Below are 20,227 nucleotides of genomic sequence, written 5' to 3'. Positions count from 1 at the left end.
GCCGCGCGGGGGTTTTGACTGCTATCATTCGCGTTTCACCAGATCGGCGCACGCAACCCGGGCTTTATCCGGCGGCGCGCCGCATGTCACAGCCAATGGGAACGCGCGCGAGCCGCCCGTCGGCACATCGAATCAGAGCATGGATGTCATCGTCATTGGCGGCGGGGTAGCGGGCGTCGCCACCGCTTATCAGTTGCGCGCGGCCGGCCACCGGGTATGCGTCGTCGAGCGTCACGCAACCGTCGCGCAAGGCGCCACTTATGGACAAGGCGGCACCGTGCTGCCGACGCCGCTCGACGTCTGGTTCGGGCCGACCTTCATGGCGAGCCGCTACAACGCGAAAAATGGCGTGATCAGCAAGACCGGCTTCAACGGCGCCGCGCGGCAGTTCATCAAGCAGCTCGCAGCATGGCAGGAACCCGCAGCGTTTGCGCGCCAGTACGCGCTGCTGCGGCCGCTGATCGAATCGTCGCGCGAGGCGATGGCCGACGTCGAAGCCCGCTTCGGCCTCGAATTCGAACAGGGGAGTGGCCTTTTGTATCTCGTGCGCAGCGCGCACGAATGGGAGCTGAGCGCGGCCGCGCTCGATCTGCTGGGCCAGTTCGAGGTACCGCATCACGTGATGAGCCCGGCCGAATGCGCGGTTTTCGAGCATGCGGTCCCCACAGATCCTGAATTCGCCGGCGGCGTGCTGTTCGAGCACGAGCGCACCGCGAACTGCCCGCTTTTCACCAAGCTCATCAAACAGGTGCTGGATAACCAGGGCGGCGTGCAGTTCATGCCGAACTGCGAGGTGACCGGCATTCGGCTCGAAAATCAGCGCGCGGCGGTTGAACTCGCGCCTCGCGACGGCACGCCCCGCTCGCGTGAAATCGACGTGGTCCAGGCCGACGCGGTCGTGGTCGCGGCCGGTTATGGCAGCCTCGCGCTGCTCGAACGCGCGGGGCTCAAGCTGCCGCTGCATCCGCTGCGGCTGCATTCGCTGGTCGCGCCGATCGCGCACGAAGAATGCGCGCCGCACGTCGCGATCGTCGATGCGGTCAAGCGTATCGGCATCAGCCGCATGAACCATCGGCTGCGGATCGCGGGCGGCGCGGTGCTGCAAAGCGCGAGCCAGATCGACAAGCCGCTCGGCGAAGCACTGACCGAGGAGGCGCTCGCGATGCTCGGCCAGGCGACGCACGACTGGATTCCGGGCGCCGCGCGCATTTCGGCGGCGCTGCCGTGGGAAGGCGTGAAACTGCTGTCGCCGGACGGCTTGCCGGTGATCGGCAACGCGCTGCATCCGCGCCTCTTCGTCAACATCGGGCACGGCCCGGCCGGCTGGGGCCTCGCCTGCGGCGCGGGCAAGCTCGTTGCGGAGCTGATGTCGGGGCAGACACCGACGTTGCCGCAAGACACACTCGCGGCGTTGCGGCCGGAGCGGTTCCGGTAAGGTTTCGCGCTCTTCCGGGCGGGCATGGCGGGCTGACAGCCCGCTGCCGACACCCCGCGTTCATCGCGCCAGTCCCACCGCCTGCACCGAAACAGCCGCACGCCGCTCGGCTATCGGCACTACCATAGCGATTCCCTAGTCTGCCCGCCGCGCCGCGGGCGCACCGCCAGGCTTCGCCATGACAGACGCCGAAAATTCGCTGCTCACCCTTTTCGATCCGCTAACCGTCCCGCTCAGCGACCCGCAGCCGCTTGCGCTGCCGTTGCTGACGCTGACCGACTTGCGAATCGCCGAATCCCAGGCCGCCGCTGCGCTGCCCGAGCACACGCTGATGGCGCGCGCCGGTCACGCGGCCGCGCGCTGGCTGCTCGAACGAATCGCCGCGGACACCTCCGTGACGAAAGCGCAGCAGCGGGCCTGGCTGGTCGCCGGCCCCGGCAACAATGGCGGCGACGCGCTGGTCGTCGCAACGGAACTGCACAAGGCCGGCATCGCCGTCGAGGTCTGCATGCCGGTTGAAGTGAAGCCCGCCGACGCGCGCTGGGCGCTCGACGCCGCACGCGCCGCCGGCGTGTCGATCGACGCGGCGCCGCCCGCCTCGCTCGACGGCTATGGCTGGCTCGTCGACGGCATGTTCGGCATCGGTCTCGCGCGGCCGCTCGACGGCGTGTTCGCGACGCTCGCGCGGCAGTTGTCGCAGCGCACGAAGACGCGCCCGACACAGGGCGCCGTGCTCGCGCTCGATGTGCCCAGCGGGCTCGACAGTGATACCGGCGCGGTGATCGGCGGCAATGGCGCGGCGGCGGTCCATGCGACCCACACGATCACGTTCATCGGCGCGAAACCAGGGCTTTTCACTGCGCAGGGCCGCGACCTCTCCGGGCGGGTGACGGTTGCACCGATCGGGCTCACGGCAGGGATCAACGGCGGCGGCGCTGGCCAGGACGCTACCACAGCCGCCCCTCGCGCCGCGCTCCAGCTCAGCGCCCCTGACCTGTTCGGCCCCTTCATGCCCCCGCGCGACTTCGCGACCAACAAGGGCACCTTCGGCAGCCTCGCGGTGGTCGGTGGCGACACCGGCATGTGCGGCGCGCCGATTCTCGCGGCGCGCGCGGCGCTCTACAGCGGCGCGGGCAAGGTCCACGTCGCGCTGCTCGGCGAAGGTGCCCCGCCCTACGATCCGCCGCACCCGGAACTGATGCTGCATCCGATCGACACGCTGCCGCTCGATTCGATGGACGCACTCGCGGTCGGCTGCGGCATGGGGCATGGCGAACGCGCGACGCGCGTACTGCATGACGTGCTACCACTCGACGTGCCGAAGCTGTTCGATGCCGACGCGCTGAACCTGATCGCCAGAGATCCCGCGCTCGCCGCCGAAGTCACCGCGCGCGGCGTGCAAGGCGATCCGTGCATCCTGACGCCGCATCCGCTCGAAGCCGCGCGCCTGCTCGGCAGCGATGCGGCGAGCGTGCAGCGCGACCGTCTCGCGGCCGCCCGCGCGCTCGCGGCGCGTTTTGCGAGCGTCGTCGTGCTGAAGGGCGTCGGCACGATCATCGCCGCGCCCGACGGCCGCCTCGCGCTGAACCCGACCGGCAACGCCGCACTCGCGACGGGCGGCACCGGCGACGTGCTCGGCGGCATCATCGGCGCGCTGCTCGCGCAGCACCTGCCACGCTTCGAGGCGGCGCTAGCGGGCGTCTATCTGCACGGCCTCGCCGCCGATACGCAGACCGCGCAGGGCCAAGGCCCCGCGGGTTTGACGGCCGGCGAGCTGGCACCGATGGTGCGTACCTTGTTGAACCGGATGTTCTACCCGGCGACGCCTGCCTGACGGACGGGTCGTGCGCCGCTTGTTCGCCGCGCTCGTTCACACCGGTGAAACGTCGCCATCCCGATCATTGGGAGCCAGCGCAACGCACTGCTGCCCGCCACTCATCCCCGCTATACTGGGTGCCTGCGCCGCGCGTCGGATCGATCGCGGGTCGCGGCGATACTCCAGCAGGCGCGTGCGCCGCCTGGCGTTTTCGCGAAGTTCACCTGCTTCGCGAAGTATCGTCGGAACCCGCTCGCGAACCGGGCTGCGTGGCATCGCTCTGACTGAATCGCCGCATCATTCTCGGCCGCGCTTCATGCGCGCGCCTTCCTTCGTGCCCCTTGGTTAGACGGACGCTATGACCCAGAACTCGCTCCCCTCCTGGTCCTCGCTGCAGACGCATTACGACACGATTCGCGATGCGCATCTGCGCGACTGGTTCGCCCCCGAGAACGATCCCGCTCCCACGCGCGCCGAACGCTTCACGTTCGCGGGCGGCGGTCTCGCAGCCGATTTCTCGAAGCACCGCATCACCGAAGAAACCCTGCAACTGCTCGTGCAACTCGCGCGCGAAGCAGGCGTCGAAAAGCGCCGCGATGCGATGTTCGCGGGCGAGGTCGTCAACCCGACCGAAGGCCGCGCCGCGCTTCACACCGCATTGCGCGCAACCGACCCGAAGGCGCCGTTCTTCGCCGACGTGCAGGCCGAGCGCAAGAAAATGGCCGCGTTCGCCGAGCAGGTTCGCAGCGGCGCATGGACCGGCTACACCGGCAAGCGGATTCGTCATGTCGTGAACATCGGCATCGGCGGCTCGGATCTCGGGCCGAAGATGGTCGTGCATGCGCTGCATCATCTGGCGACGCCCGAGATCTCGACGCACTTCGTGTCGAACGTCGACGGCGCCGATCTGTACAACGTGATGCAGCAGATCGATCCCGAGGAGACGCTCGCGATCATCGTGTCGAAGACCTTCACGACGCTGGAGACGATGACCAACGCGCGCTCGCTGCGCGACTTTTTCATCAAGAAGGGCTGCCCGGAAAGCGCGCTCGCGAAGCACTTCGTCGGCGTGTCGGCGAATACGGCCGAAGTCGTCAAGTTCGGCATCGCAAAAGAGAACGTGTTCTCGATGTGGGACTGGGTCGGCGGACGCTACTCGTTGTGGTCGGCCGTCGGTCTGTCGATCATGATCGCGATCGGCCCGCAACAGTTCGACGAACTGCTCGCCGGCGCCAACGAGATGGACCAGCACTTCCGTACCGCGCCGCTCGACAAGAACCTGCCGGTGCTGCTCGGCATGATCGGCATCTGGTATCGCAACTTCTTCGGCTCGCAGAGCTATCTGGTCGCGCCGTATTCGCAGGCGCTGCATTTCCTGCCGTCGTATCTGCAGCAGCTCGAAATGGAAAGCAACGGCAAGTCCGCGCGGCTCGACGGCGCGATGGTCGACTATGCGACTTCCGCGGTAACGTGGGGCGAGCCCGGGACCAACGGTCAGCACGCCTTTTTCCAGATGCTGCACCAAGGCCCGACGATCGTGCCGATCGATTTCATCGCCGTGCTGACGCCCGAGCATCCGCTCGCGAGCCATCATCCGAAGCTGCTCGCGAACTGCTTCGCGCAAAGCGAAGCACTGATGCTGGGCCGCACGCTCGAGGAAGCAAAGAAGGTGGCCGGCCCCGACAAGCCGGAACTCGCGCCGCACCTGACGTTCCCCGGCAACCGTCCGACCGCGACGTTGCTGCTCGACGCGTTGACCGCGCGCACGCTCGGCGCGCTGATCGCGCTGTATGAGCACAAGGTGCTGGTGCAGGCGTCGGTGTGGAACATCAATCCGTTCGATCAGTGGGGCGTCGAGCTCGGCAAGATCCTCGGCAAGGTGGTCGAGGCCGATCTGGGTGCGGCGAGTGCCGACGTGAAGAAGCATGATTCGTCGACGTCGGCGTTGATCGCGCGGGCGCGCGCTGCGTTGAAACGCTGAGTCGAAGTTTGAAGCGCGGAATAGCGAGCCGCACGATCATCAAGCGAGCCGCCCCGCTTCGATCGTCACCGTCGTATCGCAACGCCGCGCGAGTTCGATGTCATGCGTCACGAGCACAAGCGTCGCGCCGTGCGCGCGATTCATCTCGAACATCAGATCGATGACCGCGTGGCCGGTGGCCGCGTCGAGACTGCCGGTGGGTTCGTCGGCGAACAGGATCGCCGGGCGCGTGACGAACGCCCGCGCGAGCGCAACGCGCTGCTGCTCGCCGCCCGACAGCAGCTTCGGATAATGACCGGTGCGCTGCCCTAGCCCCACCTGTTCGAGCAGTTCACGCGCACGCGCGGCGGCCTCGCGCGTGCCGATGCCGCCTTGCAGTTCGAGCGGCAACGTGACGTTTTCGAGCGCGGTCAGATGCGGCATCAACTGAAACGACTGGAACACGAAGCCAACCGCGCCACTGCGCAATGCGGCGCGCCCGTCTTCGTCGAGCTCGCCGAGCTCGCGGCCGAGCAGCCGAACCGAGCCCGCGCTCGCGCTGTCCAATCCCGCGAGCAGGCCGAGCAGCGTAGACTTGCCCGATCCGGATGCACCGACGATCGCGACGCTGCTGCCGGCATCGATGGCTAGATCGATGTCGTCGAGAATCGTCAGTTCGCCCGTCGCATCGTTAACCTTCTTGCACAAACCCCGCACTTCAATGACTGGATCAGTTCTGTTTGGCATGGTGAAGCGTAGGTTGAAAGTGCGCGCCATCGTCCCTCGCGCCGCGGCGCTGACTGCGGCATTCGGCGCGACCATGATGGCCGCCGCGCTGGTTTCGTTACCGTTGCGGGCTCATGCGGCGAATGCGCCCGAACCCGCGAAGCCGGTGATCGTCGTGCTCGGCGACAGCATCTCCGCCGAGTACGGGCTGCCCCGCGATACGGGCTGGGTCGCGTTGATGCGTCAGCGTCTGGCCGAAGAGCGCATCGATTATAGCGTCGCCAATGCGAGCATCAGCGGTGACACGACGAGCGGCGGGCGCGCGCGTCTGCCCGCGCTGATGGAACGGCTCGAGCCGAGCATCGTGATCGTCGAGCTCGGCGCCAACGACGCATTGCGCGGCGTACCGCTGTCGACGACCGAGGCCAATCTGCGCACGATCATCGAACAGGCGCAGCAAGGCCACGCGAAGGTCGTGCTCGTCGGCATGTACGTGCCGCCCAATTACGGCCCGGACTATACGCAAAAGTTCAACGGCCTCTACGGCCAGCTGTCGAAGGAATTCCATGTGCCGCTCGTGCCTTTTTTGCTCGCCGGCATCGCGGATAAACCGGATATGTTCCAGGCCGATCAGATCCACCCGACGCAGCAGGCACAGCCGCTGCTACTCAACAACGTGTGGCCCGCTGTCAAGCCACTCCTTCGCACAAGTTCGCCGCACTGAAACATCTGCTAACGACTTGTTTCCGGAACCTGGGGGAGCATGGATCGCCGAGCCGTTCGACACATGGGCCGTTCCGTGCCACCCGGCTCATTCTTGAGCGACCTCTGAGGAGATAACGTTGAAATACTTACCGTTAATCGCTTTGACCGTTGCCATCTCGGCCTGCGCGGCTCAACCGCCGGCCGGCGTCCAGTCGGTGGGTCAAAGCCAGCAGCCGCCTCACGCCGTCGCAACCTGCATCGCGCAGAAATGGGCGGATAGCTCGCAGCAGCAGGTCGTTTCGCAAAGTATCCTCGCCAACGATCAGGCCATGGACGTCTACGTCCCGGGCCAGCAGCCGCCTAACGGCGCGGCCGCGGTGGTCCGTCCGTCGTATAGCGGCAAGGGCACGTGGGTCGGCTTCCGCGCCGGCGGCGCTGGCGCTGGCGCTGGCGCTGGCGCAAGCAACGCTACCGGCGCGATCAGCGGCTGTCTGTGAAACTGTCGCCTTGGCTGTAGATAAAAAAAGCCCCGCATTTGCGGGGCTTTTCCTTTGAGCGGCAGGTAATGCTAACGGCGGCTTACTGGTCGGCCGTCTGCGCGGCGCTATCGAGCGTGCCGTAGAACTGCACCTTCGAGCGCTCGCGCAGCGCCTTCAGATAGGCTTCGGCCTGCGACTGCGCGTCCACCTGCGCGATCTGCTGCTGCGCGACGGCGAGATGCTGCGCGTCAGTGGCCGCGGGCGGCACGATCCGGTTCACGCGATAGATCGCATAGCCGTCGTCGCCGAGATCGACACCCACGTAGGCCGGCAACTTTTGCGCATCGACCTTGTAGATCGCGCTCAGAGCGGCAGGCGGCACGCCCTGCGCGTCATTGCGCGATACCTTCAGCGGCGACGAGAAACCGGCGGTCGCCTTCGATTTCTCGAACTCGGCCAGCTTCGCAGCGCCGTCCTTGTGCGCCGCTTCGTTCGCCTGCTCGGCGATCACCTTCTGACGCACCGCGTCCTTCACCGCGTCGAATGCGGGCACGGCAGCGGGCTTGTAGTCGGTCACGCGCGCGGCGATCAGCGTGTTGTCGCCGACGTCGATGGCCTGCGTATTGTTGTGCGCCGATACCGAGTCGTTTGCGAAAACGGCCGCGAGGAACTTGGGATTGTTCAGCGGGCTGTCGGGCGGCAGCTTGGCGTCCGGCTGCGGCGTGACCGTCGCGGTCTGGATCGGCAGCTTGAACTTGTCCGCGGCCGGCTGCAGGCTCTTCGCCTTTTCATAGACGAGCGACGTGAAGCCTTCGGAGTTGTCGGTGAACGCCTTGCTCGCCAGTTGCGTCTTCACCTCCTTGGCGATCTGGTCTTTCACCTCGTCGAACGACTTGGTGACCGCCGGCTTTACCTCGGTGACCTTGATGATGTGGAAGCCGAAGTCGGTCTGCACGATGCCGCTGATTTCGTCCTTCTTCAGCGCGAACACCGCGTCGTCGAACGCCTGGCCGCCTGCGATCATGCCGCGGCCGAAGTAGCCGAGATCGCCGCCCTTCGACGCCGAACCCGGGTCCTGCGAGTTCTGCTGCGCGATCTGTGCGAACTGGTCCGGATGCGCCTTGAGCTGCGCGAGCAACTCCTCGGCTTTCTGCTTCGCCTTGGCCTTGTCGGCCGTGCTCGCGTCCTTCGGTGCCGCGATCAGGATGTGGCTCGCGCGCACTTCGCCTTCGGTGCGAAAGTGGGCGATGTTGTCGTCGTAGTACTTCTTCAGGTCCGCGTCGCTTGGCTGCACCGATGCGCCCAGCGTGGCCGGCGACATCACCACGTACTGGATCGCCGCGGTAGCGGGCGTCGCGAAGTCGTTGCGATGCGCGTCGTAATACGCTTGCAATTGCGCGTCGGTCGGCTGGATCTTCGCCTCGTAATCGTGCGGATGGAACGCGATGCCCTGCACTTCACGCTGCTGCTGCGCGAGCTCGCTCAGATGCTGCGCAAGCGTCTTCGACGTGAACGCGCTCGCCGCGATGCTCGCGGGCAGCTGTTGCATCGCGAGGTTGTAGCGCATGCGCTCGTCGTACTGATCGGGCGTCATGCCCTGCATCGCAAGCAACTGCTTGTAGCGCTCGAGGTCGATCGAACCGTCGGGATTCTTCAGCGACGAAATCACCGGATCGGACAGCAGCGCACGGCGCACCGCGTCGTCCGACGCGGTCAGATGCAGACGCTGCGTTTCGTCGGCGAGCACGCGCTGCTCGATCATGCCGTCGAGCATCTCGCGGCGGCGCTCCGGTGTGTCGAACGCCTTCATGTCGAACTGCGCGCCGAGCATCTGACGCCCCCGGTCGATCTGCTGACGCATCGCGTCGTCGTATTCGACGCGGGTGATCTTGTGACCGTTGACACTTGCGACGTTTGCACTTTCGTCAAAGAAGCCGCGGAAACCCTGAATACCCACGAAACCCAACCCCGGCAAAATGACGAGGATGAGCATGAACATCATCAGGCGTTGGTGATTGCGGAAAAAATCGAGCATGCGTGAGGGATGCCAAAAACAGAACGCCCGATCTTACCTCAGCGGGCAACAAAAAAGGCGAACCGGAGTTCGCCTTTCGTGGATACTGGCGGAGTGGACGGGACTCGAACCCGCGACCCCCGGCGTGACAGGCCGGTATTCTAACCGACTGAACTACCACTCCTTTTACTGCGCTGTTGCTACTGAAAAACACGGCCGCCGAATCTGAAACTGGTGGGTGCTGAGAGGCTCGAACTCCCGACCTACGCCTTGTAAGGGCGCCGCTCTACCAACTGAGCTAAGCACCCGTTTCGTGATTCAGTGCTTGATGTGTGTTTTCTGCCTTGCCGCCGCCCTCCCGATGAATCATTTATGCAATCGGGTCAAGCAATTCCTCAAGCAGCAAGCCCGTTAGTTTAGCGCATCCTTCAGCGCTTTGCCAGGCCTAAATTTAGGAACTTTTGCTGCCTTGATTTTGATCGCAGCGCCCGTGCGCGGATTGCGGCCGGTGCGCGCGGTGCGCTTGCCGACCGCGAACGTGCCAAAGCCGACCAGCGTGACCGATCCGCCCTTCTTCAACGTGCTTTTGACGCCCGCGATGACTGCATCGAGTGCACGGCCCGCCGCAGCCTTCGAAATGTCGGCTTGCTGTGCGATGTGATCGATCAATTCCGTCTTGTTCATTCAAAACCCCCGTGAATGTTTATTGGCAATCGTGACAGTGCTTTCCAGCACCTCCCCGTCACGCGGCCGGCGTTATATAACGCCAGGCCACCCCATTAAAAGCGGCCGAAACCCTTGTGTCAACCGGAGTTGAGCCTGATCGGGGTGATTTTAGAGCGGCACTTTCGACGCAGTATGTTCCAGCGGCAAAACTGGCGATGCGGCCAGCGACAAAGTCGTGCGGGCAATAAAAAACCCGCGGCCTTGACCGCGGGTTTTCAGTTTCAGCGAACAATCGTGCTGTAGAACGCTTTTGCGTCAGCGGATTCTAATTCGCTTCGGACCTCAGTGCTTGACGACGTCCGTCGCAGCATCCTTGCCCGGCTCGGCCCCAACCGGCGCCGAAGGCTTCGGCTCTTCTTCCGGCAACGCCTGCGGCACACGTTCGAGCGCAAGTTCGAGCACCTTGTCGATCCAGCGGACCGGCACGATTTCGATCGCGTTCTTCACGTTGTCCGGAATCTCCGTCAAGTCCTTGACGTTTTCTTCCGGAATCAGCACCAGTTTGATGCCACCGCGATGCGCCGCGAGCAGTTTCTCTTTCAGGCCGCCGATGGGCAGGACTTCGCCACGTAACGTGATTTCGCCCGTCATCGCGACATCGGCGCGCACCGGTATACCGGTCAACACCGACACCAGCGCGGTCGTCATCGCGATACCGGCCGAGGGACCATCTTTCGGCGTCGCGCCTTCCGGCACGTGAATGTGAATGTCCTGCTTGTCGAACGCTTCGTCCTTGATGCCAAGACGACGCGAACGCGAACGCACCACCGAGCGCGCCGCTTCGACGGATTCCTTCATCACGTCGCCGAGCGAACCCGTGCGGATCACATTGCCCTTGCCCGGCATCACTGCGGCTTCAATAGTCAGCAGATCGCCGCCCACTTCCGTCCACGCGAGACCCGTGACCTGGCCTACCTGATTTTCCTTCGCGGCCAGACCGAAGTCGTACTTGCGCACGCCGAGGAACGTGTCGAGATTGCTACCGTCGACCTTCACCGCGCCTTCTGCCTTCTTCAGCAGAAGCATCTTCACGACTTTGCGGCAAATCTTCGACACTTCACGCTCGAGCGAACGCACGCCCGCTTCACGCGTGTAGTAGCGAATGATGTCGCGGATCGCGGATTCAGTCACATCGACCTCGCCATCCTTGAGGCCGTTGTTCTTCTTCTGCTTCGGCAACAGATAACGCTGCGCGATGCTGACCTTCTCGTCCTCCGTATAGCCGGACAGACGGATCACTTCCATCCGGTCAAGCAGCGGCGGCGGAATGTTCAACGAGTTCGACGTCGCAACGAACATTACGTCCGACAGATCGAAATCGACTTCGACGTAGTGATCGGCAAACGTATGGTTTTGTTCCGGATCGAGCACTTCGAGCAGGGCCGACGACGGATCGCCGCGGAAATCCTGGCCCATCTTGTCGACTTCGTCGAGCAGGAAAAGCGGATTGCGCACGCCGACCTTCGTCAGGCTTTGCAGGATTTTGCCCGGCATCGAACCAATGTACGTACGGCGGTGGCCGCGAATCTCGGCTTCGTCGCGTACGCCGCCCAATGCCATGCGCACGAACTTGCGGTTCGTCGCGCGCGCGATTGACTGGCCGAGCGAAGTCTTACCGACACCCGGAGGCCCAACGAGGCACAGGATCGGTGCCTTGACCTTGTCGACACGTTGCTGGACCGCGAGATACTCGAGAATGCGTTCCTTCACCTTCTCGAGACCGAAGTGGTCTTCGTCGAGCACGCGCTCGGCATTCGACAGATCATTGTTGACCTTGCTCTTCTTGCGCCACGGCAAGCCGATCAGCGTGTCGATGTAGTTGCGCACGACCGTCGCTTCGGCCGACATCGGCGACATCAGCTTGAGCTTCTTAAGCTCCGCGTCGGCCTTCTTTTTCGCTTCCTTCGGCATGCGGGCAGCGGTGATGCGCTTTTCGAGTTCCTCGAGATCCGCACCCTCTTCACCTTCGCCGAGTTCCTTCTGGATCGCCTTGACCTGTTCGTTCAGGTAGTACTCGCGCTGGCTCTTCTCCATCTGACGCTTCACGCGCCCACGGATGCGCTTTTCGACCTGCAGGATGTCGATCTCGGCTTCCAGTTGCGCGAGCAGATGCTCGAGTCGCTCGATCACGGGGAACATCTCGAGGATGTGCTGCTTCTGATCGAGCTTGAGCGGCAGATGCGCCGCGATCGTGTCGGCGAGACGCCCCGCTTCGTCGATACCCGACAGGGAGGTCAGGATCTCCGGCGGGATCTTCTTGTTCAGCTTCACATACTGGTCGAACTGCGACACGATCGCGCGACGCAGCGCTTCGGTTTCAGCGCTGTCGGCGTGGTCGGGTTCGAGCGGCATGACTTCGCACGAGAACTGCGTTTCCTGTTCTTCGATGAAAAGCGTCTTCGCGCGCTGCAAGCCTTCGACGAGCACCTTCACGGTACCGTCAGGCAGCTTCAGCATCTGCAGGATGTTGGCGATACACCCTACTTCGTACATGTCCTTTTCGGTCGGCTCGTCTTTCGCAGCCGTTTTCTGGGCGACGAGCATGATGTGCTTGCCGCCTTCCATCGCTGCTTCGAGAGCCTTGATCGACTTCGGGCGGCCTACGAAGAGCGGAATCACCATGTGCGGGAATACGACTACGTCGCGCAGCGGGAGCAGCGGCAGCGTAATGCGTTCCGGCGGGAGGAGTTGGGTTCCTGACATTTCATTTCCCCATGAGTGGAATCAGTTCGTTCGATAGGTGAGGCCAGCAGAAAATATTGCAAGCCTCCGCGTGTGGGAAAAGTTCAGTGACTCCGAAGGTTCAGTGACTCCATAGTTGAGAACAACCAGCCTGACCACACGATAAACGAAAAAGCCGTTCACGTCGCCATGAACGGCTTTTTGCAGAACTCGAAAGCCGATCAGTTCGAACCCGCGACCTTCGGCGCGTCTTCGTAGATCAGCAGCGGTTTGCCGTCGCCGTCGATAACGTTGTCGTCGATGATGACCTTGCTGACACCTTTCATTTGCGGAAGATCGTACATCACATCGAGCAACGCCTGTTCCAGAATCGAACGCAGGCCTCGCGCCCCGGTCTTGCGGCGGATTGCCTTGCGCGCCACGGCCTGCAGCGCGGCTGGACGAATTTCCAGTTCGACTCGCTCCATGCTGAAGAGCTTGTGATACTGCTTGACCAGCGCATTCTTCGGTTCGACGAGAATCTTCATTAGCGCGGCTTCGTCGAGCTTGCCGAGCGTGGCGACTACCGGCAGACGGCCGATCAGTTCTGGAATCAGGCCGAACTTGATTAGATCTTCCGGCTCCACTTCACGCAGTACTTCACCGGCGTCGCGGTCCTGCTTGCTCTTCACGCTGGCGCCAAAACCGATGCCGGTCTTCTCGGTACGGTCGACGATGACCTTTTCCAGACCGTCGAAAGCGCCGCCGCAGATGAACAGGATGTTGGTGGTATCGACCTGGATGAAGTCCTGGTTCGGATGCTTACGACCACCTTGCGGCGGCACCGACGCCATCGTGCCTTCGACCAGCTTCAGTAGAGCCTGCTGGACGCCCTCGCCCGACACGTCGCGCGTGATGGACGGGTTGTCGGACTTGCGGCTGATCTTGTCGATCTCGTCGATGTAGACAATGCCGCGCTGGGCCTTGTCCACCTCGTAATTACAATTCTGCAGTAGCTTCTGAATGATGTTCTCGACGTCTTCACCGACATAGCCGGCTTCCGTCAACGTGGTCGCGTCGGCGATCACGAACGGCACGTTCAGAAGGCGCGCGAGCGTCTGCGCGAGCAGCGTCTTGCCAGAGCCGGTCGGGCCGATCAGCAGGATGTTGCTCTTCGACAGCTCGATTTCGTCCTTCTTGTCGAGGTGCTTGAGACGCTTGTAGTGGTTGTAGACCGCGACCGCGAGGATTTTCTTTGCGCGTTCCTGACCGATCACGTACTGGTCGAGAATTTCGCGGATTTCCTGCGGAGTCGGCAGGTCGGACTTGGACAAGCCCGCCTCGATGCCCGCGCCTGCAGCCTCGTCACGAATGATTTCGTTGCATAGATCGATGCATTCATCGCAGATGAATACCGACGGGCCAGCAATCAGTTTCTTGACCTCATGCTGGCTCTTGCCGCAAAACGAGCAATACAACAGCTTTTCGCTGTTAGAACCTTTCTTGTCCGCCATAGATGTGTGAGCCTCCGGACACCGGATTACATAATACGCCGTTTGCCCTCGCCACGTAGTTTGGGCGCGGCAGGGCTAGTGAGCACGATAACGGCGCTTGCCGCAGACGCCCGGACGGAAGTTGAACATTCACCACCGGCCCGATGACGGTTTTGCCGCAACACCGGGCAAAACAGCGTGGCAAAACCGTACCAGATCAAGGACGCTTGTGCGCCACCTGGTCGACAAGGCCGTACGCCTGCGCGTCATCGCCAGACATGAAATTGTCGCGGTCGGTGTCCCGCGCGATACGCTCGACGGGCTGACCGGTGTGATGCGCGAGCAGATGATTCAGCCGATCCTTCAGGTACAGGATTTCGCGCGCCTGGATTTCGATGTCCGATGCCTGACCGCGCGCGCCGCCGAGCGGCTGGTGGATCATCACGCGCGAATTCGGCAGCGCGAAACGCTTGCCCTTCGCGCCGGCCGCGAGCAGGAACGCGCCCATGCTCGCCGCGAGGCCCATGCAAAGGGTCGAGACGTCCGGCTTGATGAACTGCATCGTATCGTAGATCGCCATACCGGCAGACACGGAGCCGCCCGGGCTGTTGATGTAGAAGTAGATGTCCTTGTCCGGATTCTCGCTTTCGAGAAACAGCATCTGCGCAACCACCAGATTGGCTGTCTGGTCGTTCACTTCGCCCACGAGGAACACGATGCGTTCCTTCAGCAGACGCGAATAAATATCATACGAACGCTCGCCCCGGCCGCTCGTTTCCACGACGATCGGCACCAGACCGAGTGCCTGCGCTTCGAGATCCCGGGACGACTGGGAGGTCAACGTGTCCAGCATTTGGGCGCGAAAGGTCATGCAATGGATCCTTGTCTGGAAATATTCTGAATATTAGCTGCTGGACACAGGTTGGTGCGACGAGCCCGTATTCAAGTGCCGTCTTGATGTGCGACGTACGACCGGATCCGATACGTCACACATTGTTGCGGCGCAAAAAAACGGCGTGCGGGCCGTCGGTCGCTCCGACAGCCGGCACGCCGTTGCAGCGACGCTTACGCTTGCGCCGTTGCGCTTGCCAGTTCCTCGAAGCTCACTTCCTTGTCCGTCACCTTGGCCTTGCTGAGGACGAATTCGACGACGTTAGCTTCAACGACATACGCTTCCATTTCAGCAAGACGTTGCTGGTTCGAATAATACCAGCGGACGACTTCCTTCGGGTCTTCGTAGCTTTTCGCGAATTCGTCGACTTCGGCACGGATCTGCTCCGGCTTCGCCTGCAGTTCATTCGCCTTCACGAGTTCGGCCAACACGAGGCCCAGCTTGACGCGGCGCTCAGCCTGCTCCTTGAACATCGCCGCCGGGATCGGCGCGTCCTTCGCGTTCGGCACGCCACGCTGCTCCAGATCCTGGCGAGCCATCGCGACGAGGCGCTCCTGATCTTGTTCGATCAGCGCGTTCGGCACGTCGAGTTCCGAAATCTTCAGCAGCGCGTCCATCACCTGGTTCTTGACGATGGCTTGCGTGCGGCGCTTCGCTTCGCGCTCGAGGTTATCCTTGATTTCGGCGCGCATCTTTGTCAGATCGCCGTCCTGGATGCCCAGCGACTTCGCGAATTCGCCGTCGACTTCCGGCAGATGCGGCCATTCGATCTTCTTTATCGTGATCGTGAATTGCGCCGTCTTGCCCGCCACTTCCTTGCCGTGGTAGTCGTCCGGGAACTTCAGGTCGAATTCCTTCGCTTCGCCGACCTTCAGGCCAAGCGCCGCTTTTTCGAATTCCGGCAGCATGCGGCCTTCGCCAAGCACGAAGCCGAAGTCTTCGGCGCTACCGCCCTGGAATGCTTCCCCGTCGATCTTGCCGACGAAGTCGACCGTCACGCGGTCGCCGTCTTTGGCGGCCGTGTCCGCGCCGCCGTCGCCGTGCTCGCCGGCTTCGCCGCGAGCGTGGAAGTGCACGCGCTGCTTGCGCAGGATGTCCAGTGTGCGGTCGATTTCCGCTTCGCTGATGCTGGTCGTGGTGCGCTCGATTTCCGCCGTGGCGACGTCGCCCAGCTTCACTTCCGGATACACCTCGAAGGTCGCGTCGAACGCGTAGCTGCCTTCAGCGGCGTCGGTCTTCGGCGCGAAGCTCGGCTGACCCGCGACACGCAGGTTTTCGGCGCGGCTAATGTCGAAGAATTCCTTGCCGACCTTGTCGCTCAGCACTTCGGCTTCCACCTGGCCCGAATACTGTTGCGTCACCATCTTGAGCGGCACCTTGCCCGGGCGGAAACCCGGCATGCGCACGTTCTTCGCGAGTTGACGGATACGCGAATCCACTTCCTTCTGCACGGCATCCTTCGGCAGGGAAATCGTCACGCGGCGTTCGAGCTTGCCGAGGTTTTCAACAACGTTAGCCATGGCTTCAATCGTCCTAAAATTATTCGAGCGAATCAGTTATCTTCTCCGTGCTGCCCGTCGATGTCGCTTCGCATCGATTTGCGCCGATTGCATCGATCACGCACCTGCGCCGCGGGCTTGCAGGCCGCCGGCAGCACGGTTGAGTCCAAAGAGCCGAATATTTTAGCAAACTATTTGCGCGCCTAGCCGGGATTCGATGAATGCATCGAGTTTTCCCTGCATTCTGCGCGTTTTGAGGGTCATTTTCGGGTAGTTTTGACACAGCGAGCGCGGTTTGCCGCTGGCGTGGCTAGCCAGTTTGCAGCGATCCCGCCTATGCCTTTCGACATATTCAGCCGACGCCCCCATGCTGATAAGCTAACGCACTCGGTCGGGCCGCCACCGCCGGTCTTCAGCAGCCGGTCGCTTCATCCGCTCCGGCAACCGCTTACAACGACTCAAACCTCTCAGAGACACCATGCCGAATTCGTCGCCCTCGCCTGTCGTCGTCATCGCTCCCGATTCATTCAAAGGCTCGCTCAGCGCGGAACAGGTCGCGCAGGCGATTGCATCCGGCATCCGGCGCGCGCGCGCCGACGCCAGCGTGCGCATTTGTCCGATGGCTGACGGCGGCGAAGGCACGCTCGACGCAATGCTCACGAGCGGCGGCGAGCGCCGCACGCTCAGCGTGCGCGGCGCGGCCGGTCCGACGCGCGCGGCGCTCACGGGCTTGCTCGCGGACGGCAGCGCAATCATCGAAACGGCGGAAATCGTCGGCATTACGGACCCCGTCGGCATGGCCGTGCCGGTCGAGGCGCGCAGCACGCGCGGCATGGGCGAAGCGATTCGCGCGCTGCTCGACGCCGGCGTGCGGCGATTTTTCGTAGCGCTCGGCGGCAGCAGCACGAACGACGGCGGCGCCGGCCTGCTGACCGGCCTCGGCCTGCAACTGTTCGACGCGCAAGGCAACGCCCTCGAAGGCACGCCCGAGCAGCTAGCGCGCGTGGCGCGGGTCGATGCGTCCCTGCTCGACGCGCGGCTTGCCGACACGCAGTTCGTCGGTATGTCGGACGTCGACAATCCGCTGACCGGCGAACACGGCGCGACCGCCGTCTTCGGACCGCAAAAAGGCGTGAAGCCCGAACAGGTCGCTCCGATCGACGCCGCGCTCGCGCGCTTCGCCGATCTGCTCGAAGCCGCGCTCGGCCGCACCGCGCGCGAGCTGCCGGGCGCGGGCGCGGCGGGCGGTCTCGGCTTCGCGTTGCACATGCTCGGCGCGCAGTTCGAGCCGGGCGCGGAAACCGTCGCGCGGCAAATCGGCCTCGACGCAGCGCTCGCCGGCGCCGACTGGCTGATCACCGGCGAAGGCCGCTCGGACGTACAGACGCTGCACGGCAAGGCGCCCTTCATTGCGTGCGCGCATGCGCGAGCCGCGGGCGTGCCCGCCACGCTATTGTCCGGCGCGGTCGACCCCGCCGCGCTGCCGCGTCTCGCCGAACACTTCAGCGGCTGCTTTTCGCCGGCGCCCGGGCCGATCACGCTCGACGTCGCGATTCGCGACGCAGCGCGCCTGCTCGCCAACGAGGCCGAGCAGCTGACGCGCCTGAAATACGGCGTGCGTTGACCCGCGAAACGGTTGCCGCAACAATCACAGCGCCACGACCGTTCCACTCATCACGGGGTGACCATGAAGGACTCCGCCAAAGCCGGGCTCGAGCAGTTCCTCACGTATCGTCTGCATGTTTTGAACAAACTGTCCGAGCGCGGCATCAGCGCGCGCTACGCGGCGAAGCTCGGCGTAACGCTGCCTGAAGCGCGTGTGATTGCGTCAGTGGGATCGTTCGGACCATTCTCGATCATGGAGCTGGCACGCCATGCAAATCTGGACAAAAGCCAGGCGAGTCGCGCAGCCGAAGCGCTGATCCGGCAGGGACTCGTGCAGCGCGAAACGAGCGCCGCGGACGGCCGCGTCGTGCTGGTCTCGCTGACGCAGGAAGGTCGCGCGCTGTATCGCAAGGTGATGCCGATCGCGCGCAAGTGGAACGGCGATATGTTCGACTGTCTCGACGAAGAAGAAAGGGCCGCGTTCGGCGCGGCGCTCGACAAGGTGATCCGCGCGATGAACGCGCGCGAGTGATGGCCCGAGACGAACCGGCCATGTTTAAGAGCGCCGCCTCACGGCATTGGGCGGCGCGTGTCAAAATTGAGCATTGGCCAACGCGCCTTCACCGTCTTTTTCATCCAGGGACGTTTCAGTGGACATCAACAAACAGGTCGCGGCACTCACCGCGTCGGAACTCCAGACCGCCGGTGCGAGCCAGGCAACCGCGATCGCGGTAAGCGTCGTGCTGCGTCATCTTCGTTCGCCGGAACTGGCGAAACTGCTGTCGTCGGCATTTGAAAATCATCAGGCCGTGATGCTGCAAACGCCGTGGCCGGACCAAATGCTGCAGGCGTTCGAGTCGACCCGCCGCTTCCTTGAAGGTGCCGCGCAAGCGGAGGTGCCGGGCTCGCAGCAAACGCCGGGAACACCGGGCGCCTGATTCGCGTTCTCGCAATGGCAGGCCGCGGGGCAACACTGCGGCCTTGCAGAGACCGTGCAACAAAAAAAACCCCGCCGGTCCGAAGACTTGACGGGGTTTTTTCTTGACTACCAATAAATGGTGCGAGGGAGGGGACTCGAACCCCTACACCCTTGCGGGCGTCAGGACCTAAACCTGGTGCGTCTACCAATTTCGCCACCCTCGCAGCCGGGTACGCCGCGATGCATCGTGCCCGATTGTCCTGTGCACTTCCACGCGCGCCAAACACGTGCCTGAAAGCGTAAGCGCGAGATTCTAACCGATTGATTCGCGCTTGTCTGCACCCGGCGGTATCTGCGCGCGCGGCGCCGATGCTACAATTTTCGGCTCGTCGAGACGGGCACCAGCGCCCTTCTCGCCAGCCCTTTCCCACACTCTCATCCCGTGAATTTCGACGACTATTGCCAGCAGAAAGCGGCGCCCCCAGGATCGAGCACCTACTATGCGCTTCGCCAGGCGCGCACAGCCAGTCAGCCGCTGTTGACGGCGCTCTTCGCATTGCGTCGCGAATTCGAGGAAACGGTCAAGGAGACGAGTGATCCGGCGGTCGGCCGCACGAAGCTCGCGTGGTGGCAGAAAGAAATCGCCGCGCTCGCCGCGGGCTCGCCGTCGCATCCGGTATCCAAGGCGCTCGCGGCCTATCTGCCCGACGCGCGGGCCGAATATCCTGCTCTACAGGAATTACTGGCGGGCTTCGAGATGGATCTCGACCAGGCTCGCTATCTCGACTATCCGAACCTGCATCGCTATGTGCGCGGGGTCGGCGGCAATTTCGCGTCGCTGGTGTCGCGCGCCGCGGCAGCCGGATCGGCCGACGATGCCGCGCAAGCGTCGACGTGGGCCGCTCCCCTCGGCGAGGCGCTGATGCTCGCGCAGTTCGTCGCCGAAACCGGTAACGATGCGCGGCACGGCCGCATCTACGTTCCGATCGACGAGATGCAGCGCTACAACGTCACCGCCGCCGATCTGATCAACCGCAAATACACCGACGCGTTCACCGAGCTGATGCGCTTCGAGACGCATCGCGCGCGCGACGCAGTGCAGACCGCGCTCGCCGCGGTGCCCGCCAGAGCGCGGCGCGCCCAGCGCACGCTGCTCGCGCTCGCGGCGCTCGCGTTGGCGTTGCTCGATGAAATCGAGCGCGACGGTTACCACGTGCTGCATCAACGTATCGCGTTGACGCCGATCCGTAAGCTATGGATCGCGTGGCGCGCGAAGTAGCCTGACAGCGAGGCGCGC

16 protein-coding genes and 3 tRNA genes are annotated in these 20,227 nt (G+C 63.5%); 9 read left to right on the top strand and 10 right to left on the bottom strand.

All coding sequences use genetic code 11. From position 1 onward, the window contains the following. The first annotated feature begins 139 nt into the window (after positions 1-139). From BC1002_RS07280 to pgi, 3 genes are all read left to right on the top strand, one after another. The gene (locus BC1002_RS07280) at positions 140-1,435 is read left to right on the top strand and encodes an FAD-dependent oxidoreductase (RefSeq protein ID WP_013089410.1); all 1,296 of its coding nucleotides are present in this window, start codon (positions 140-142) and stop codon (positions 1,433-1,435) included. Between the two features lie 178 nt (positions 1,436-1,613). Beyond that, the gene (locus BC1002_RS07275) at positions 1,614-3,269 is read left to right on the top strand and encodes a bifunctional ADP-dependent NAD(P)H-hydrate dehydratase/NAD(P)H-hydrate epimerase (protein ID WP_013089409.1); all 1,656 of its coding nucleotides are present in this window, start codon (positions 1,614-1,616) and stop codon (positions 3,267-3,269) included. A 340-nt stretch (positions 3,270-3,609) separates the two neighbouring features. Further along, positions 3,610-5,232, top strand: a complete 1,623-nt coding sequence (gene pgi, locus BC1002_RS07270) for a glucose-6-phosphate isomerase (RefSeq protein ID WP_013089408.1) — start codon at positions 3,610-3,612, stop codon at positions 5,230-5,232. Positions 5,233-5,271: 39 nt separating this feature from the next. Here the strand turns inward: pgi and BC1002_RS07265 are convergent, their stop codons facing one another. Then, entirely contained in the window at positions 5,272-5,958 is a 687-nt protein-coding gene (locus tag BC1002_RS07265) for an ABC transporter ATP-binding protein (RefSeq protein WP_013089407.1), read from the bottom strand. On the opposite strand from BC1002_RS07265, the gene BC1002_RS07260 reads away from it, so the two are divergent. Together BC1002_RS07260 and BC1002_RS07255 are read left to right on the top strand one after the other, a co-directional pair. Next, complete coding sequence (locus BC1002_RS07260; RefSeq protein ID WP_041734355.1) at positions 5,957-6,661, top strand: arylesterase; 705 nt, start codon at positions 5,957-5,959, stop codon at positions 6,659-6,661. The genes BC1002_RS07265 and BC1002_RS07260 overlap by 2 nt on opposite strands. Positions 6,662-6,779: 118 nt before the next feature. After that, the gene (locus tag BC1002_RS07255; RefSeq protein WP_013089405.1) at positions 6,780-7,139 is read left to right on the top strand and encodes a hypothetical protein; all 360 of its coding nucleotides are present in this window, start codon (positions 6,780-6,782) and stop codon (positions 7,137-7,139) included. Between the two features lie 82 nt (positions 7,140-7,221). Here the strand turns inward: BC1002_RS07255 and BC1002_RS07250 are convergent, their stop codons facing one another. From BC1002_RS07250 to tig, 8 genes are all read right to left on the bottom strand, one after another. Beyond that, positions 7,222-9,156, bottom strand: a complete 1,935-nt coding sequence (locus BC1002_RS07250) for a SurA N-terminal domain-containing protein (RefSeq protein WP_013089404.1) — start codon at positions 9,154-9,156, stop codon at positions 7,222-7,224. An 86-nt stretch (positions 9,157-9,242) separates the two neighbouring features. Then, positions 9,243-9,319, bottom strand: a tRNA-Asp gene (locus BC1002_RS07245). A gap of 48 nt (positions 9,320-9,367) precedes the next feature. Next, a tRNA-Val gene (locus BC1002_RS07240) sits at positions 9,368-9,443 on the bottom strand. A gap of 103 nt (positions 9,444-9,546) precedes the next feature. Continuing rightward, positions 9,547-9,819: an HU family DNA-binding protein gene (locus BC1002_RS07235; RefSeq protein WP_008923411.1), complete on the bottom strand. Its 273-nt coding sequence runs from the start codon at positions 9,817-9,819 to the stop codon at positions 9,547-9,549. A 324-nt stretch (positions 9,820-10,143) separates the two neighbouring features. Further along, positions 10,144-12,564, bottom strand: a complete 2,421-nt coding sequence (lon, locus tag BC1002_RS07230; RefSeq protein WP_013089403.1) for an endopeptidase La — start codon at positions 12,562-12,564, stop codon at positions 10,144-10,146. A 200-nt stretch (positions 12,565-12,764) separates the two neighbouring features. Continuing rightward, positions 12,765-14,036: an ATP-dependent Clp protease ATP-binding subunit ClpX gene (clpX, locus tag BC1002_RS07225; RefSeq protein WP_013089402.1), complete on the bottom strand. Its 1,272-nt coding sequence runs from the start codon at positions 14,034-14,036 to the stop codon at positions 12,765-12,767. Positions 14,037-14,232: 196 nt separating this feature from the next. Next, complete coding sequence (clpP, locus tag BC1002_RS07220) at positions 14,233-14,886, bottom strand: ATP-dependent Clp endopeptidase proteolytic subunit ClpP (RefSeq protein WP_013089401.1); 654 nt, start codon at positions 14,884-14,886, stop codon at positions 14,233-14,235. 194 nt (positions 14,887-15,080) lie between these two features. After that, positions 15,081-16,427 (bottom strand): trigger factor, encoded by a 1,347-nt coding sequence (gene tig, locus BC1002_RS07215; RefSeq protein ID WP_013089400.1) that lies wholly within the window; start codon positions 16,425-16,427, stop codon positions 15,081-15,083. Between the two features lie 457 nt (positions 16,428-16,884). Here tig and BC1002_RS07210 point away from each other — a divergent pair, with 457 nt between their 5' ends. The 3 genes from BC1002_RS07210 (at position 16,885) to BC1002_RS07200 (ending at position 18,949) form a co-directional block, all read left to right on the top strand. Next, positions 16,885-18,030, top strand: a complete 1,146-nt coding sequence (locus tag BC1002_RS07210; protein WP_013089399.1) for a glycerate kinase — start codon at positions 16,885-16,887, stop codon at positions 18,028-18,030. Between the two features lie 63 nt (positions 18,031-18,093). Further along, positions 18,094-18,543: a MarR family winged helix-turn-helix transcriptional regulator gene (locus tag BC1002_RS07205; protein ID WP_013089398.1), complete on the top strand. Its 450-nt coding sequence runs from the start codon at positions 18,094-18,096 to the stop codon at positions 18,541-18,543. Positions 18,544-18,661: 118 nt separating this feature from the next. Beyond that, positions 18,662-18,949: a hypothetical protein gene (locus BC1002_RS07200; RefSeq protein ID WP_013089397.1), complete on the top strand. Its 288-nt coding sequence runs from the start codon at positions 18,662-18,664 to the stop codon at positions 18,947-18,949. A 118-nt stretch (positions 18,950-19,067) separates the two neighbouring features. Here the strand turns inward: BC1002_RS07200 and BC1002_RS07195 are convergent. Then, positions 19,068-19,154 (bottom strand) — tRNA-Leu (locus BC1002_RS07195). Between the two features lie 218 nt (positions 19,155-19,372). On the opposite strand from BC1002_RS07195, the gene BC1002_RS07190 reads away from it, so the two are divergent. Beyond that, positions 19,373-20,209 (top strand): squalene/phytoene synthase family protein, encoded by an 837-nt coding sequence (locus BC1002_RS07190; RefSeq protein ID WP_013089396.1) that lies wholly within the window; start codon positions 19,373-19,375, stop codon positions 20,207-20,209. Positions 20,210-20,227 lie beyond the last annotated feature (18 nt).

It is taken from the genome of Paraburkholderia atlantica (assembly GCF_000092885.1).
GTDB classification, from domain to species: domain Bacteria; phylum Pseudomonadota; class Gammaproteobacteria; order Burkholderiales; family Burkholderiaceae; genus Paraburkholderia; species Paraburkholderia atlantica.
The sequence above is the reverse complement of the archived record's forward strand: the minus strand, read 5'-3'. Positions and strand labels throughout refer to the sequence as shown.

What these genes read in the sequence shown, in the direction of transcription:
- pgi (WP_013089408.1), top strand. Translation starts at nt 3,610, where the DNA reads ATGACCCAGAACTCGCTCCCCTCCTGGTCCTCGCTGCAGACGCATTAC.
- BC1002_RS07275 (WP_013089409.1), top strand. Translation starts at nt 1,614, where the DNA reads ATGACAGACGCCGAAAATTCGCTGCTCACCCTTTTCGATCCGCTAACC.
- clpX (WP_013089402.1), bottom strand. Translation starts at nt 14,036, where the DNA reads ATGGCGGACAAGAAAGGTTCTAACAGCGAAAAGCTGTTGTATTGCTCG.
- BC1002_RS07250 (WP_013089404.1), bottom strand. Translation starts at nt 9,156, where the DNA reads ATGCTCGATTTTTTCCGCAATCACCAACGCCTGATGATGTTCATGCTC.
- BC1002_RS07235 (WP_008923411.1), bottom strand. Translation starts at nt 9,819, where the DNA reads ATGAACAAGACGGAATTGATCGATCACATCGCACAGCAAGCCGACATT.
- BC1002_RS07280 (WP_013089410.1), top strand. Translation starts at nt 140, where the DNA reads ATGGATGTCATCGTCATTGGCGGCGGGGTAGCGGGCGTCGCCACCGCT.
- clpP (WP_013089401.1), bottom strand. Translation starts at nt 14,886, where the DNA reads ATGACCTTTCGCGCCCAAATGCTGGACACGTTGACCTCCCAGTCGTCC.
- BC1002_RS07260 (WP_041734355.1), top strand. Translation starts at nt 5,957, where the DNA reads ATGGTGAAGCGTAGGTTGAAAGTGCGCGCCATCGTCCCTCGCGCCGCG.
- BC1002_RS07205 (WP_013089398.1), top strand. Translation starts at nt 18,094, where the DNA reads ATGAAGGACTCCGCCAAAGCCGGGCTCGAGCAGTTCCTCACGTATCGT.
- BC1002_RS07265 (WP_013089407.1), bottom strand. Translation starts at nt 5,958, where the DNA reads ATGCCAAACAGAACTGATCCAGTCATTGAAGTGCGGGGTTTGTGCAAG.
- tig (WP_013089400.1), bottom strand. Translation starts at nt 16,427, where the DNA reads ATGGCTAACGTTGTTGAAAACCTCGGCAAGCTCGAACGCCGCGTGACG.
- BC1002_RS07210 (WP_013089399.1), top strand. Translation starts at nt 16,885, where the DNA reads ATGCCGAATTCGTCGCCCTCGCCTGTCGTCGTCATCGCTCCCGATTCA.
- lon (WP_013089403.1), bottom strand. Translation starts at nt 12,564, where the DNA reads ATGTCAGGAACCCAACTCCTCCCGCCGGAACGCATTACGCTGCCGCTG.